The organism is Caulobacter sp. SRI_014, assembly GCF_057586315.1.
In genome coordinates, this window is sequence record NZ_JBYCZQ010000003.1 from 252,972 (window position 1) to 267,633 (window position 14,662).

The 14,662-nt window shown below is 68.6% G+C and carries 10 protein-coding genes; 5 read left to right on the forward strand and 5 right to left on the reverse strand.

Going from position 1 to position 14,662, the window contains the following annotated elements; genetic code table 11:
* Positions 1–15 precede the first annotated feature (15 nt).
* Positions 16–1,452, forward strand: a complete 1,437-nt coding sequence (locus tag AC2YG9_RS09875; protein WP_487297790.1) for an aldehyde dehydrogenase family protein — start codon at positions 16–18, stop codon at positions 1,450–1,452.
* Between the two features lie 50 nt (positions 1,453–1,502).
* On the opposite strand, the gene AC2YG9_RS09880 is transcribed toward AC2YG9_RS09875, so the two are convergent.
* The 5 genes from AC2YG9_RS09880 to AC2YG9_RS09900 form a co-directional block, all read right to left on the reverse strand.
* Positions 1,503–2,669 (reverse strand): aromatic ring-hydroxylating oxygenase subunit alpha, encoded by a 1,167-nt coding sequence (locus AC2YG9_RS09880; protein ID WP_487297791.1) that lies wholly within the window; start codon positions 2,667–2,669, stop codon positions 1,503–1,505.
* 258 nt (positions 2,670–2,927) lie between these two features.
* Positions 2,928–4,103, reverse strand: a complete 1,176-nt coding sequence (ccmI, locus tag AC2YG9_RS09885) for a c-type cytochrome biogenesis protein CcmI (protein WP_487297792.1) — start codon at positions 4,101–4,103, stop codon at positions 2,928–2,930.
* Positions 4,100–4,555: a cytochrome c-type biogenesis protein gene (locus AC2YG9_RS09890; RefSeq protein WP_487297793.1), complete on the reverse strand. Its 456-nt coding sequence runs from the start codon at positions 4,553–4,555 to the stop codon at positions 4,100–4,102. The genes ccmI and AC2YG9_RS09890 overlap by 4 nt, the downstream gene beginning before the upstream one ends.
* Positions 4,552–5,091 carry a DsbE family thiol:disulfide interchange protein gene (locus tag AC2YG9_RS09895; protein WP_487297794.1) on the reverse strand — a complete coding sequence of 180 codons (540 nt, stop codon included), beginning with the start codon at positions 5,089–5,091 and terminating at the stop codon, positions 4,552–4,554. Before AC2YG9_RS09895 ends, AC2YG9_RS09890 begins: the two co-directional genes overlap by 4 nt.
* Positions 5,088–7,079, reverse strand: coding sequence for a heme lyase CcmF/NrfE family subunit (locus tag AC2YG9_RS09900; RefSeq protein ID WP_487297795.1), 1,992 nt, complete (start codon positions 7,077–7,079; stop codon positions 5,088–5,090). The genes AC2YG9_RS09895 and AC2YG9_RS09900 overlap by 4 nt, the downstream gene beginning before the upstream one ends.
* A 133-nt stretch (positions 7,080–7,212) precedes the next feature.
* Here AC2YG9_RS09900 and AC2YG9_RS09905 point away from each other — a divergent pair, with 133 nt between their 5' ends.
* The 4 genes from AC2YG9_RS09905 to AC2YG9_RS09920 are packed head-to-tail and all read left to right on the forward strand — an operon-like array spanning position 7,213 to position 14,650.
* A complete protein-coding gene (locus AC2YG9_RS09905; protein WP_487297796.1) occupies positions 7,213–9,660 on the forward strand; it encodes a cyclic nucleotide-binding domain-containing protein in 2,448 nt (815 codons plus the stop codon).
* A 1-nt stretch (position 9,661) separates the two neighbouring features.
* Positions 9,662–10,534, forward strand: coding sequence for a hypothetical protein (locus tag AC2YG9_RS09910; protein ID WP_487297797.1), 873 nt, complete (start codon positions 9,662–9,664; stop codon positions 10,532–10,534).
* 7 nt (positions 10,535–10,541) lie between these two features.
* The gene (locus AC2YG9_RS09915) at positions 10,542–12,389 is read left to right on the forward strand and encodes a hypothetical protein (RefSeq protein ID WP_487297798.1); all 1,848 of its coding nucleotides are present in this window, start codon (positions 10,542–10,544) and stop codon (positions 12,387–12,389) included.
* Positions 12,386–14,650 carry a CHASE2 domain-containing protein gene (locus tag AC2YG9_RS09920; RefSeq protein WP_487297799.1) on the forward strand — a complete coding sequence of 755 codons (2,265 nt, stop codon included), beginning with the start codon at positions 12,386–12,388 and terminating at the stop codon, positions 14,648–14,650. The genes AC2YG9_RS09915 and AC2YG9_RS09920 overlap by 4 nt, the downstream gene beginning before the upstream one ends.
* Positions 14,651–14,662 lie beyond the last annotated feature (12 nt).

Consider the following 14,662-nt stretch of genomic DNA (forward strand, 5'->3'; position numbering starts at 1 on the left):
TTTTGGGACCCCGCCATGCCGCTGAAGGACGCCTATCCGCTGTACCTGGCCAACAAGGCGGTCAGTCCCAACCAGGACCTCGAGGTCACCGACAAGTACACCGGCAAGGTGGCGACTCGGGTGGCGCTGGCGACCCCCGACCTGATCGACCAGGCCATCGCCGCCGCCGTCGACGCGGCCGGGCCGATGGCGCGGCTGGCGGCCTATGAGCGTCAGGCCGTGCTGGCCCACTGCGTGAAGCGCTTCACCGAGCGCCAGGACGAGCTGGCCCAGGCCCTGTGCATCGAGGCCGGCAAGCCGATCCGCGATTCCCGGGGCGAAGTCACCCGCCTGATCGACACCTTCCGCATCGCCGCCGAGGAGAGCGTGCGGATGACCGGCGAGGTCCAGCCGCTGGACATCTCGGCCCGGGCGCGCGGCTATCAGGGGATGTGGAAGCGGGTTCCGATCGGGCCCTGCAGCTTCATCTCGCCGTTCAATTTCCCGCTCAACCTGGCGGCCCACAAGATCGCCCCGGCCATCGCGGTGGGCTGCCCCTTCGTCATGAAGCCGGCCAGCAGGACGCCGCTGGGGGCCCTGATCATCGGCGAGGTCCTGGCCGAGACGGACCTGCCCCGGGGGGCGTTCTCGATCCTGCCGGCCACGCGCGACGGGTCGGACCTGTTCACCACGGACGAGCGATTGAAGCTGCTGTCGTTCACCGGCTCACCCGAGGTGGGTTGGGCGCTGAAGGCGAGGGCCGGCAAGAAGAAGGTGGTGCTGGAGCTGGGCGGCAACGCGGCGGTGATCGTCGATGCGGACTCGGACATCGAGGACGTAGTCGAGCGGGTCGTGTTCGGCGCCTTCTATCAGTCCGGCCAGAGCTGCATCGGGGTGCAGCGGATCATCGTCCATGAGGCCGTCTACGAGGGGTTCAGGCGGGCGCTGGTCAAGAAGACCAGGGCTCTGGTCTCGGGCGATCCGCGCAAGGAAGAGACCTTCATCGGTCCGATGATCGATGTCGGCGAGGCGCGGCGTCTGGAAGGCTGGATCGAGGACGCGGTCGGCGCCGGCGCGACCCTGCTGTGCGGCGGCAAGCGTGACGGGGCGATGCTCGAGGCCACCCTGCTGGAAGACGTGCCGCGCGGCCTGAAACTGCGCGACGAGGAGGCTTTCGGGCCGGTGGCCATCCTCTCGAAATTTACAGACTTCAAGGCGGCCCTGGCCGAGGTCAACGACAGCCGGTTCGGCCTGCAGGCGGGCGTCTTCAGCCGCGACATCCACAAGGCCATGGCCGCCTGGGACGAACTGGAGGTGGGTGGCGTGCTGATCAACGACGTGCCGAGCTACCGCGTCGACAACATGCCCTATGGCGGGGTCAAGGACAGTGGGATGGGCCGCGAAGGCGTGCGGTTCGCCATGGAAGACATGACGGAGATCCGGAACCTGGTGATCCGGCGCAAGGAGATCTGAGTTCGCCTCGGGGCTCCCTTCTCCCCTTGCGGGAGAAGGGCGACCAGAGGTTACCGCGCCCAGCCCTTCGGCGGCGCGCTGCCGAGTTGGCTTTCCGGAATCAGCTGCCGCATGCGGCGGGCGAAGCTTTTCAGCGCCACCTCGTTCTCGCTCAGCGGCCCCATGGCGTAGCTGGATGACGCCATCCCCGCCTGCACCCGCTCGATCAGCGCCTTGTCCTCGATGTTGACCAGCCGGTTGATCCGCCAGTTGAGGTATCGGGCCGCCTTCATCTCGCGGCGCTCGTCGGGCAGGACATAGGCGATCTCGCGCAGCATCGTCCGGGTCGGCGACACGGGCAGGAACTGCATGAAGTCGATCTGGTCGGGATAGACGTCGAAGGCGACGTTCGGCCAGAGCTTGAAATAGGTCCACAGCCGCTTGCGGTCGGCGGGCAGGTGGTCGACGTCCGGCAGGAAGCGCTGGTAGGCGCGCTCGGACCAGCTGTCCGACGGGCTCTCCCGCAGGGCGCCCCACATCTTGTCACACCAGGGCCCGGCCTCGAGGCCGTAGCCGACGCCGAACAGCCGGGTCAGGCCCGGGTGGGCGACGGTGATGTGCAGGCTGTCGGAATAGTTGTCGGAGACGTTCTTCCAGTTAACGTCCCGCTCGCGCATCGTCACGCGGCCCAGCGGCTGGAGCTCCTCCATCCGGTAGTGTTCAAGCTCGAAATAGTAGTCGCCGAGCATCTCGCGCACGGTCGGCAGGCCGCCCTGCAACCGCACGAAGACAAACCCCAGGCAGATTTCGTGCTCGACGGGGACGAGGTTGTGGGCGGCGCGGTCGAAGTCGCCAAACGCCTTGGCATGGGGCATGCCGGCGAGGCGGCCGCGCAGGTCGTAGCTCCAGGCGTGGTAGGGGCAGGTCATGCGGACGCCGCAGTTGCCGCTCGGTCCGTCGACCACGCGCGAGGCGCGGTGGCGGCAGACGTTGTGGAAGGCCCGCACCTTGTCGTCGTCGCCGCGCACCACGACCAGGCTCTCGCCGAGGAAGTCGAGGGTGTGGAAGTCGCCCTGCTGCGGGATGTCCGACAGGTGGCAGACGACCTGCCAGCTGGTGCGGAACACCGCCGCCTTCTCGGCCTCGAAGAAGTCGGCGTCGTGATAGATCCAGCCCGGCAGGCCGAGGTTGGCAAGGTCCGGGTCGGTGTTCGGATGCAGGGGCTGGGCGGCGCTCATGATTGGAAGATAGCCGGTTCGTGAGGACGGCGCGATACGTCAGCTCTCCGCCCTTGGGGCGGAGGACCGTTTTGGAGCGCGAGCGACAAAACAGGAGGCGGGACTTCCACCGGCGGACGTGCGCTGTGTCCGCAGACGCCGGCGTGTAAGCGAACGCGCTAACCTTCCAACGCCGGTGGGCCCGCCTCCTGCTTTCTCGCTTAGGCTCGAAAGCGGTCCTCCGCCCAAAGGGCGGAGAGCTTTCGAAGGGGCGCCGCGCTACGCCCCCGGCACCTTCAGCACCTTCGCCGCCTCGCTGATCCGGGCCTGATCAGCCGGGGAGTCGGCGAAGGCGGCCCGGCCCTGTTTCAGCGCCCGGCTCGCCGCCGCCGGTTCACCCAGCACCATGCGGGCGCGCATCAGGCGGATCCAGCCTTCGGCGTCGCGGGGCTGTTCCTGGAGGCGGCCTTCGAGGCCTTCGACCATGCCGCGGATCATCTGTTGCTGGTCGTCGGGGCTCATGGTCTGGGCGGCGGCGATGTCGTCGGCGCTGGGGCCCCGCGGCGCCGGGCCGCTGCTGGCCTTGAGCTTGCCGGTCAGGTCGATGCCGCGTTCGCGGGCCAGGTCCTCGACAAAGCGGCGAACCTCGGCGGCCCAGGGGGCGCCGTCGGGGGCGGAGTTGATCAGGGCGATCCAGTCGGCCATGGCCCCGTCTCGGTCGCCGGCCTGGTCCTTCTCGACGGCCAGGAAGTAGCGGGCGCGGGGGTCGTTCGGGTCGAGCTTGAGGGCCTGGCGGAAGGCCGTGGAGGCCGCCGGAGTCATCTGCCCGCCGGCCGCCTGGACCAGGGACTCGCCCTGGGCCGAGCGGTGTTCAGCGTTGGCCGGATCGAGGGTGGCGGCCTTGTCGTAGGCCTCCGCGGACTCGGTGAACTGGCCGGTCTGGAAGTAGGACCAGCCGAGCATGCGCCAGCCTTCCGGCTCGGACGGGTTGCGTTCCACCTGGGCCTTGAGCTGCGCGATCATGGCCGCCGGGTCGCCGCCGGGGTGGCCGGGAGGCGTGCCTTCGCCCTCCAGTAGCTTGGCCGGGCTGGCGTTGGCCGAGGCGACGTCGGGCTTGCCCATCATCGCATAGAGACCGGTGGCGCCCAACGCGACGACGGCGGCGAGGCCGAGGGCCAGGCGCAGCAGGGCCTTTTCGCTCAAGGGCCGGGCCGGGGCTTCGGGGCCCTTGGCCTCGGCCAGCATGCGGCGTTCGATCTCCAGCTTCAGCCGGGCGGCTTCGTCGGCGGTGAGGGTTCCTGCGGCGGTCTGGACGTCGAGTTCGCTGAGCTGGTCGGCGAGGATGCCGGTCGGGGTGGCGGCGCGGTCGCTCGCCTTGCCGGGACGGGCCAGCGGAATGACCAGGCCGGCGACGGCCAGGGCGACCAGCAGGGTGAGGACCATCCAGAGGATCATTGCTTCTCACTCAGCAGGGCGGCGAGCCGGGCCTGTTCTTCGGGGTCGAGGGGTTCGGGTGCGGCGAGCGACCGGCCGCGCCAGTAGCGCCAGACGCCAAACGCGCCGCCGAGCAGCAGCAGGGCCGGGCCGAACCACAGGAAGAGGGTGGCGGGATTCATCGGCGGCTTGAGCAGCACGAAGTCGCCGTAACGTTCGACCAGATAGGCCTTGGCCTGCTCATCGGTGTCGCCGGCTGTCAGCCGTTCGCGCAGGATGGCGCGCAGGTCGGCGGCCAGAGGGGCGTCGCTGTCGTCGATGGTCTGGTTCTGGCAGACGACGCAGCGCAGCTCCTTGGATAGATGACGGGCGCGGGCCTCGAGGACGGGGTCCTTGAGCTGTTCCTCGGGGAGGACGGCGAAGGCGGGACCGGCGGCGAAGACCAGGGCCAGGATCAACAGAAGGCGCTTCACGATTCCGCCTCCAGCTTGTCGAGCAGGGGTTTCAGCGTATCGGCCCAGGCCTCTGGCGTGATCGGGCCGACGTAGCGGTAGCGGACCACGCCCTTGCCATCGATGACGAAGGTTTCGGGGGCGCCGGTGACGCCGAGGTTGATGCCGGTGCGGCCGGTCGGGTCGTAGCCGACGCGGTCGTAGGGGTCGCCGAACTGGGTCAGCCAGCGGGCTCCGGCGTCGCCCTTGTCCTTCCAGTTGAGGCCGTGGATCGAGACGCCCTCCGCCTTCAGCCGCATCAGGAAGGGGTGCTCGATGCGGCAGGAGACGCACCAGCTGGCGAAGACGTTGATCAGGCCGGGCTTGCCCTGGAAGTCACTGGTGGCGAGACCCCGGCCGCCGGTTCCGGTGCGCACGTCGGGCAGGTTGAAGGCCGGCAGCGGCTTGCCGATCAGCATAGAGGGCAGGATCTTCGGATCGCGGCCAAGGCCCACGGCCATGACAGCGGCGATGGCCAGAAAGACGACGACGGGGACGATGAAGGCCAGGCGCCTCATGCGGCGGCCTCGGCGGTTTTGCGCCCCGTCTTCACTTTGGAAGGTTGGGGGGCGCCGAGGCGCAGGCGCCGGTCACTGAGGGAGACGAGGCCGCCGAGCGCCATGAGGATGGAGCCGCCCCAGATCCAGCCGACGAAGGGGTGGTTCCACAGGCGGATGACCGCCTTGCCCGCGCCATCCTGTTCACCGACCGAGATGTAGAGGTTGCCGATCACCGAGGGGCCGATGCCGGCCTCGATGGTCTGGGTCTGGCTGGAGGGATAGAAGCGGCGCTCCGAGACCAGGGTCTTTGGCCCTCGCCCGCCGACGATTCTGAAGACGCCGCGTTCGGCCTGGTAGTTGGGTCCCACCACCTGACCCAGGCTTTCGAGGATGACGGTGCGGCCGGCGAACTCGACCTGGTCGCCGGTTCCCATGCGCAGCACCTTGTTGGCCTCGAAGCCGGCCATGGCGGTGACGCCGATGCAGGTGACGCCCAGGCCCGCGTGGGCCAGGGCCACGGCCCAGACGGCGACGGGGGTGGTGCGGATCAGCGTCCAGCTGGCGGCGGCGGTCTTCGACCCGATCCCCCAGCGGCGAACGAGCAACAGGCCGCCGGCCGCCATCAGCCAGACGCCCAGCGCGATGCCGAAGGCGGCCAGGGTTTTACCCAGGCCAAATGCGAAGGTCCCGGCGAGAAGGGCGATGACGAACAGGCCCAGCGGCCAGCGCAGGCGGATAAGAATGGCCTTCACCTGATCACGCTTCCAGTGCAGCAGCGGTCCGAAGCCGACCAGGGTCAGCAGGATGGCGAACAGCGGCACGAAGATCAGGTTGAAGAAGGGCGGGCCCACCGTGATCGTCCCGCCATTGCTGATCAGCGGGTAGAGCAGCGGATAGAAGGTGCCGAGGAAGACGGTCGCCGTCGCCACCACCAGCACCAGGTTGTTCAGCGTGATCCCGGCCTCCTTGGAGATGGGCCCGAACAGGGCGCCGGTGCGCATGGCCGGGGCCCGCCACGCATAGAGGGCCAGGGCCGTGCCGGTGGCCAGGACGCAGAAGGCCAGGACGTAGGCGCCGCGGGCGCTGTCGACGGCGAAGGCGTGGACGCTGTTGAGGATGCCCGAGCGGACCAGGAAGGTGCCGATCAGGCTGAGGCTGAAGGTCAGGATGGAGAGCAGCAGGGTCCAGCTGATCAGGGCCCCGCGTTTTTCCAGCACCAGGGCGCTGTGCAACAGGGCCGTGCCCATCAGCCAGGGCATCAGCGAGGCGTTCTCGACGGGGTCCCAGAACCACCAGCCGCCCCAGCCCAGCTCGTAGTAGGCCCAGTTGCTGCCCAGCGCGATGCCGAGGGTCAGGGATGTCCAGGCGAACAGCACCCAGGGCCGAACCCACCGCGCCCAGGCCGCGTCGACCCGGCCCTCGATCAGGGCGGCGACGGCAAAGGCGAAAGCGACGCTGAAGCCGACGTAGCCGAGGTAGAGCAGCGGCGGATGACTGATCAGGCCGGGATCCTGCAGCAGCGGATTGAGCTCGGTCCCCTCGATGGGGGCGGGCGACAGTCGGGTGAAGGGGTTGGAGGTGAACAGGGAGAAGCCGAGGAAGGCGGCGCCCAGCAGGCCCTGCACCCCGAGCACCCGTGAAAGGAAGGTGGCCCGCAGGGTGCGGCCGAACACGGCCAGCGCCCCGCCATGCAGCGCCAGGATCAGGATCCACAGCACCATCGAGCCCTCATGGCTGCCCCAGCTGGCCGCCAGGCGGTAGGCGAGCGGCTGGGTCGTGTGGCTGTGGCGGGCGACCAGCTCGACCGAGAAGTCCAGGGTCGCATAGCCCCAGGCGATGGCCCCGAAGGCGATGACGACGAACACCAGCTGCAACAGGGCAGCCATCCGGCCCAGCCCCATCAGGGCGTCATCGCGGCGATGCGCGCCCCACATCGTCACGGCCGATTGAACCAGCGCCAGCACGAAGGCGAGGATCAGGGCGAACTGGCCGATTTCGGCGCTCATGATCCCCCGGCCCGCTCCCCATCCACGCGATATACGTTAGTCGGAAACCGCTGTACTGGTAAAGCAATCCGGGGACGGCAGGGGGCCGTATCCCGTGGGGTGGCCGGCATATTTCCGGCTGACGGGGCGAGACATGGAGGGAGTCTACAGGGTTGCGATCCTGGGCTCGGGGCCGGCCGGCCTCAGCGCCGCCGCGCGCGCTGCTCGCCGGGGGATGACTCACGTCCTTCTGGAGAAGACCGACCGCCTCTCCGACACCATCTTCCGCTACCAGCGCGGCAAGCACATCATGGCCACCCCGACGCAGCTGGTGCTGCGGTCGGACATCGGTTTCGAGGCCGGCAAGCGCGAAACCATCCTCGACCGCTGGAACAGCGAAACCGCCGGCCACAAGGTCAATGTCGCCTACAAGGCCGAGGCGGCTTCCGTCACCGGAACCAAGGGCGACTTCACAATCACCCTGACCGACGGCCGGGTGCTGAAGGCCGAGACGGTGGTGCTGGCCATCGGCACCCAGGGCAACCCCAACCTACTGACCGTGCCGGGCGGCGACCTGAAGCATGTGCAGTACACCCTCGATGACCCCACCGAGTACGTCGACGAGCACATCACCGTGGTCGGCGGCGGCGACGCCGGCATCGAAAACGCGCTCGGCCTGATCGCCGATACCGCGCAGGGCAATGTCGTCACCCTGCTCAACAAGTCGATGGACTTCGCCCGCGCCAAGGAGGCCAACGTCAAGGCCCTGACCGACGCGGCGGCGGCCGGGCGGATCACCATCCTGGCCGGCTCCACGCCGGCGAGGGTCGATCCGGGCTTCATCACCATCGATACGCCCGAGGGCCAGCAGTCGATACGCTGTGACCGGATCATCGCCCGCATGGGCTCGGCCCCGCCGCGCAAGTTCGTGGAATCGATGGGCGTGGTCTTCAGCAGCGCCGACCGCGACGCCTTCCCGAAGCTGTCGCCGACGTTCGAGACGACGGCGCCGGGCATCTATGTCATCGGCGCCCTGGCCGGCTATCCGCTGATCAAGCACTGCATGAACCAGGGCTATGACGTCATCGAGTTCATCGCCGGCAACCTGGGCCTCAAGCCCGCCGACGAACCGATCCTCGAGGCCAAGCTGTCGGCCCTGCCCGGCGGCCAGTCGGTCGCCGAGTGGCTGGAGTTCCTCCGCACCCGGATCGAAATCCTCAACGGCCTTTCGACCCTGCAGATGCGGGAGTTCCTGCTCGACAGCTCGGTGCGGGTCTGCGCCCCCGACGAGATCATCTTCCAGCGCAACTCGATCGGCTCGTCGATGTTCGGCATCGCCGCGGGCTCGGTGAAGGTCGAGGTCAACCCGAAGAACCGGCGAGAGACCGTGCCCATCGCCCAGGGCTCGATCTTCGGCGAGGTGGGCCTGATCTCCGGACGCAGGCGCGGAGCGACGATCCGGGCAGCCGAGAGCTGCATCCTGCTGGAAATGCCGCGCACGGCGTCCCTGCGGCTGATGGCGCAGAACAAGGACGCCCGCGAGACGGTCAACCGCATCACCACCGAGCGCCAGATGCTGCAGATCTTCGGATCGGGCCTGACCAAGGAGGACATCGTCGAGGTCCTGACCAGCGCCGAGCTGATGCAGGTCAAGGCCGAAGAGGCGATCATCAACGAGGGTGAGGAAGGCTACGACATCTTCATTATCCGCTCCGGCTCGATGACTATCGAAAAGGAGATCGGCGGCAAGACGGTGTTCCTCAACTATGTGCCCGCGGGTTCGTACGTCGGGGAAATGGCCCTGATCGACGGCGGCCGGCGGGTGGCGACGGTGCGGGCGGCGATCCGTTCCGAGGTGGTGCGGCTGGACGGCGATCTCTTCCGGCGGCTGCTGGCCCGCAAGCCCGAGCTCGAAGCCAAGATGCGGGAGGACATGCGGGCCCGCAAACAGATCAACAGCTACATCGAGGAGCAGAAGGACCGCTTCAGCGGCGTCGTCGATCTCTACTCGTCCGTCGCTGACTTCCTGGTCGACCAGGGCATCGGCGAGGCCACCGACGTCCTGTTGATCGACGAGACCCTCTGCGTCGGCTGCGACAACTGCGAGAAGGCCTGCGCCGACGTCCATGACGGGCTGTCGCGCCTCGACCGCGAGGCCGGACGGACCTACGCCAACCTCCATGTGCCGACCAGCTGCCGACACTGCGAGCACCCCTATTGCATGACCGACTGCCCGCCCAACGCCATCCGGCGCGGGGCCGATGGCGAGGTGTTCATCGACGAGACCTGCATCGGCTGCGGCAACTGCCAGCGCAACTGCCCCTATGGCGTGATCCGCATGGACAGCCCGCCGCCGGCCAAGCCGGGCCTGCTCAGCTGGTTCCTGTTCGGCCAGGGACCGGGGCCGGGCGAGCCCGACATCGAGTGGAAGACCAAGGCCAAGAAGAAGTACGGCGAGAAGCCCAAGGTCGCCATCAAGTGCGACATGTGCGCCGGCATCGACGGCGGCCCGGCCTGCGTCCGCGCCTGCCCGACGGGGGCGGCGATCCGAGTGTCGCCGGAAGACTTCCTGACCGTTACCCGCGTGCGGGGCGAGGGCTGAGATGGCCCGGGCGCCGCGCAAGGGAAAGCGTTCGAACGCCCAGGTCCATGTCGGCTTCCTGCGCCACGCCGGCTATCGCTGGGCCTGGGTCGGGCTGGCGCTCAGTATTGCGGCGGCGGTCGGCTACGTGCTGGCCGATGTGCATCCCCGCCCCAATGGCGGCAGTTGGTACGGCTATACGTTGGGGACCATCGGGGCCCTGCTGATCGTCTGGCTGACGGCGCTGGGCATCCGCAAGCGGGTCATCACCAAGGGCGACTGGTCGCTGAAGGCCTGGGTCTCGGCCCACGTCTATCTGGGGCTGGCCCTGGTCACCGTCGCCACCCTGCACAGCGGCCTGCAGTTCGGCTGGAACATCCATACGCTGGCCTACGCCCTGATGATCCTGGTGGTGCTGTCGGGCGTCTACGGCATCATCGCCTACGCCGGCCTGCCCAAGGCCCTGAGCAACAATCGCAAGGAAACCACCCAGAAGCAGATGGTCGAGACCATCCGCTCCCTGGACCGACAGTTGAACGAGGCGGCCCAGCCGCTGAACCAGCGCCAGGCGGCGGCTGTGCGGCTGTCGCTGGAGAAGAGCCGCGTCGGCGGCGGCTTCTTCCGTAGACTGAGCACCAACCCGATGGACTGCGGAACCCGGCGGGCCCTGGGCAAGCTCAAGGGCCTGTCGCGCAAGGCCAACGAGAGCGAGCTGGCGGCCATCGGCAATGTCACCGCCCTGCTGGACCGCAAGAGCGCCGCCCTGCTGCAGCTGCGCAAGCACCTGCGCATCCGCACCCTGCTGGGGGCCTGGCTGGCCGTGCACGTCCCCGCTTCCATCGCCCTGCTGATGGCGCTGACCGCGCACATCGTCAGCGTCTTCATCTACTGGTGAGGCGGGGATGAGCTTCACCCTTCGACAGATCACCAAACGGGCCGCGGGCGGCGAGATCGTCCGCAAGAAGACCGTTGCCGAAGGGCCGCTGCGTATCGGCCGGGGGACCGACTGCGAGATCCGCATCCCCGACCTGGCGGTCAGCATACACCACGCCACGCTTAGCCAGGAGGGCCTGGGCCGGTTGCGGATCGAGGCGACCGGGGCCCAGCCTTTCGGCGTCGACGGCCGCTTCACCAAAAGCGCCGTGGTCAAGATCGCCGACGTCCCCGAGCTCAGCTTCGGCGATCACCTGCTGGCGATTGGTCCCGGCCAAGGTGACGAAGTCGTCCTGACCCTGACCCGCGTCGAGGCCGCCCCGGGCCAGGGCGAGGCGGCGACTCCGGCCAGCCTGATCCCCCGCGCCCGGGTGCTGGGCAAGCGGCGGCTGGCCTGGACCGGCTTTACGCTGATCGCCCTGCTCTGCCTGATCCTGCCGGTGCTGGCCGTCTACGGCGTGTTCGGCAGCCATCCGAAGATCGACCTCGACAGCCAGTGGTCGTCGGGCCCGCTGTCCAAGACCCACGCCTTCCTCGAGAACGACTGCCAGGCCTGTCACCAGAAGGCCTTCGTCTCGGTGCGCGACACCGCCTGCCAGACCTGCCATTCGGCCAGTCAGACACCCGCCGAGCTGGCGGCGACGCAGGTCCGCCTGAAGGGCAAGGGCGCTCCGGACCTGCCGTTGCGCACCGTCGGTGATCACGCGGGCCTCAGCCGCATGGTCTGGGGCACGCCGGCGCCGGTGAAGTGGCACGAGAAGGTCTTCGACTACGCCCGCAAGGTGTTCAACAAGCCCCAGCAGCGCTGCGCCAGCTGCCATGTCGAGCATGTCGGCGACCCGCTGGCCGACCCCAACCACGACAAGCCGACCCTGCAGACGGTCCACAGCTGCACCGCCTGTCACGCCGGCCTCGACAGGCGGCTGAAAGATACGAAGCTGGCCAACGTCGCCAACTGGGGCAAGCACCCGGACCTGCGGCCGCTGGTCACCGTCTCGCCGTCGCCGCTTCAGGTGCGCCGCATCTCGATGGCCGCCCGGCCGTCGGAGAACAGCGGCCTGATCTTCCCGCACGACCTGCATCTGTCGCGCACCGGTGGCCCTGCCCGCATGGCGGTCAGCCTCGGCGCGGGACGCGGCTATGGCGCGCCGCTCGACTGCCAGAGCTGCCACAAGGAAGAACCGAAGGGCGGCAACTACCTGCCGGTGAAGATGGAAGCGGCCTGCGGCTCCTGCCACTCGATCGGCAATCTGCCGCACGGCGACACCCGCAAGCTGGTCAGCTTCTTCCAGGGCGGGGGCGGGGTGGTCTCGAGGACCGGACCGACCATGGGGCGTCGGCGGCCGGGTGATCCTGAGACCTACAGCGGCGTCACGGCCAGCGCCGCGGCGCGCATCCGCGGCCTGTTCTCCCCGGGCGGAACCTGTTTCGGCTGCCACGGGGCCTCGCCGCCGACGGATGGGTCGCTGGTCTGGCGGGCCGGGCCGGTCAAGCTGGCCGACGCCTGGCTGACCAAGGGGACCTTCAACCACGACATTCCCGAGCACTCGAAAGGCCCCGACGGCCAGCCGGCCTGTGCGACCTGCCACGCGGCGGACAAGTCAGGGACAGCCAAGGACCTACTGCTGCCCAGGCTGGCGACCTGCCAGTCCTGCCACGGGGCCGACAAGGCCAAGGTCAAACAGGCGGCCGGGGCCGACTGCGCCGATTGCCACAGCTATCACGCGCCGATCCGGCCGACCCGCAAGGAGCCCGGCAAGGGCCCCAAGGCCGTCGCCGTGCAGGGCCGCGCCATCACCTGGGGGACAGGGCAATGAGCGAGAAGAAGGCCCGCAAACCTCGCGCAGGCCAGAGCGCCGGCTGGGTCCAGACGCTGAAGTCCGCCGCGCCCGGGCTGGTGGTGACGGTGATCATCGCCGTTATCCAGTTCCTGCAGCCGTCTGCCCTGGCGACCCTCGGCAACCTGGTCTTCGACAACTACCAGCGGCTCTATCCGCGTCCGTATGAAGACGTCGGGGTGCGGGTCGTCGACATCGACGACGAGACCATCCGACGGCTCGGCCAATGGCCCTGGCCGCGCACCGACACCGCCCGCCTGACCCAGGCCCTGACCGACGCCGGCGCCCGCGCCATCGCCTTCGACGTGGTGTTCAGCGAGCCCGACCGCACCAGCCCCTCGCGCGCCGCCGAGATCCTGCGCCAGAATCCGGCCGCGAAGGGCGACTACGCCGACATCGCCGCCCTGCCCGACCACGACCTGCTGTTCGGCCAGACTGTCGCCAATTCGCCGACCGTCGCCGGCTTCTTTCTGACCCGTGAGCCCAACAACGCCCGTCCCGTCGAGGCCGCCGGGGTGGTGGTCGCCGGCTCCCCGCCGCTGGAGGTCTTGCCCGCCTTCAAAGGCTCGATCCCGACCTTGCCGGCCATCGCCCAGAACGCCGCCGGCGCCGGCTTTGTCTCCATCATCGGCGACCGCGACGGCATCATCCGCAACGCCCCGCTGCTGGCCCGCATCAACGACCACATCGTCCCCTCCCTGTCCCTGGAGGCCCTGCGTGTGGGCCAAGGCGCGGGCTCGGTGGTGATCAAGTCCTCCGACGCCAGCGGCCAGACCTCAGCCGGCAAAGTCAACATGGTGGCGATCAAGGTTGGCGACTTTATCGCCCCCACCACCGACGACGGCGAGGTGTGGATGCACTACACCGACGACCGTCCCGAGCGGGTCGTGCCTGCCTGGAAGATTCTCGAGGGCTCGCTGTCTCCCGAGGAGATGAAGGCAAAGTTTGCGGACCACGTGGTCTTCGTCGGCGCCGGCGCCGTTGGCCTGCGCGATCTGGTCTCCACGCCCCTGCGCGAGCGCGAGCTCGGGGTTATCGTCCACGCCCAGGCCGCCGAGCAGATGATCCTCGGCAAATACCTGTCGCGGCCCGACTGGGCGCTCGGCGCCGAGTTCTACCTTCTGATCTTCTTCGGGGTCGGGCTCGCCATCCTGGCGCCGGCCCTCGGCGCCCTGCGCAGCGGGGTGATCGCCGCCCTGTCGGTGATCGGGACCATCGCCGGCAGCTGGGCCGCCTTCCGCTATGGCGCCCTCCTGCTGGAACCGACGATGCCGGTGCTGACCATCGCGCTGGTCTACACCATGGTCACCAGTTTCAGCTTCTATCGGGAAGAGCGCAGCCGGGCCTACATCCGCCGCGCCTTCGACCGCTATCTCTCGCCGGAGCTTGTCGAACGCATCGCCCGCGACCCCGGCCAGCTGGAGCTGGGTGGCGAGGAGCGGGACATGACCGTCCTGTTCAGCGACATCCGAAGCTTCTCGCGCATCAGCGAGAAGATGGCCCCACAAGAATTGATCAGCTTCCTGATCGAACTCCTCACCCCGCTGACCGACGCCCTGCTGGCGCGCAAGGCGACCATCGACAAATACATCGGCGATGCGGTGCTGGCCTTCTGGAACGCGCCGCTGGACGATCCCGACCAGTACAGGAACTCCGCCGCCGGGGCGCTCGACATGATCGACGCCATGAAGGAGATGAACGCCCGAAAGAGCGGTCTCGTGGGGCCCTGGCCCGGCGATATCGCCATCGGCATCGGGCTGAACGCCGGCCGCTGCTGCGTCGGCAACATGGGCTCGCGCCAGCGCCTCAGCTACAGCCTGATCGGCGATGCGGTGAACCTGGCCTCGCGGCTGGAGGGCCTGACCAAGGTCTATGGCGTGCCGATCCTGATGGGCCAGACCCTGGCAAAGGAAATTCCCGAGTACGCCCAGCTGGAAGTCGACCAGGTGCGAGTGGTCGGCCGCGAGGCGCCCGAGCGCATCTACGCCTTGCTCGGCCGACCGGTGATGGCCGGCGATGCGGACTTCAAGGCCATGAAGACGGCCTTCGCCGACATGCTGACGGCTTACCGCGCCCGGGAGTGGAAGGCGGCTGAAACCGCCCTGGCTCGCTTCCGGGAGACGGGCTCGGTGTTCGGAATCGAAAAACTGGCGGGACTCTTCGCCGAACGTATCGCACGATATGCCGCCAACCCGCCGCCGGCGGACTGGGACGGGGTTTACCAAGCGGAAGAAAAGTAACGCGAGGCCGCG

Bases quoted from the DNA above. Each gene is read 5' to 3' on its own strand.
- AC2YG9_RS09875 (WP_487297790.1), top strand. From the start codon at position 16: ATGCCGCTGAAGGACGCCTATCCGCTGTACCTGGCCAACAAGGCGGTC.
- AC2YG9_RS09880 (WP_487297791.1), bottom strand. From the start codon at position 2,669: ATGAGCGCCGCCCAGCCCCTGCATCCGAACACCGACCCGGACCTTGCC.
- ccmI (WP_487297792.1), bottom strand. From the start codon at position 4,103: ATGATCCTCTGGATGGTCCTCACCCTGCTGGTCGCCCTGGCCGTCGCC.
- AC2YG9_RS09895 (WP_487297794.1), bottom strand. From the start codon at position 5,091: ATGAGGCGCCTGGCCTTCATCGTCCCCGTCGTCGTCTTTCTGGCCATC.
- AC2YG9_RS09900 (WP_487297795.1), bottom strand. From the start codon at position 7,079: ATGAGCGCCGAAATCGGCCAGTTCGCCCTGATCCTCGCCTTCGTGCTG.
- AC2YG9_RS09905 (WP_487297796.1), top strand. From the start codon at position 7,213: ATGGAGGGAGTCTACAGGGTTGCGATCCTGGGCTCGGGGCCGGCCGGC.
- AC2YG9_RS09910 (WP_487297797.1), top strand. From the start codon at position 9,662: ATGGCCCGGGCGCCGCGCAAGGGAAAGCGTTCGAACGCCCAGGTCCAT.
- AC2YG9_RS09915 (WP_487297798.1), top strand. From the start codon at position 10,542: ATGAGCTTCACCCTTCGACAGATCACCAAACGGGCCGCGGGCGGCGAG.
- AC2YG9_RS09920 (WP_487297799.1), top strand. From the start codon at position 12,386: ATGAGCGAGAAGAAGGCCCGCAAACCTCGCGCAGGCCAGAGCGCCGGC.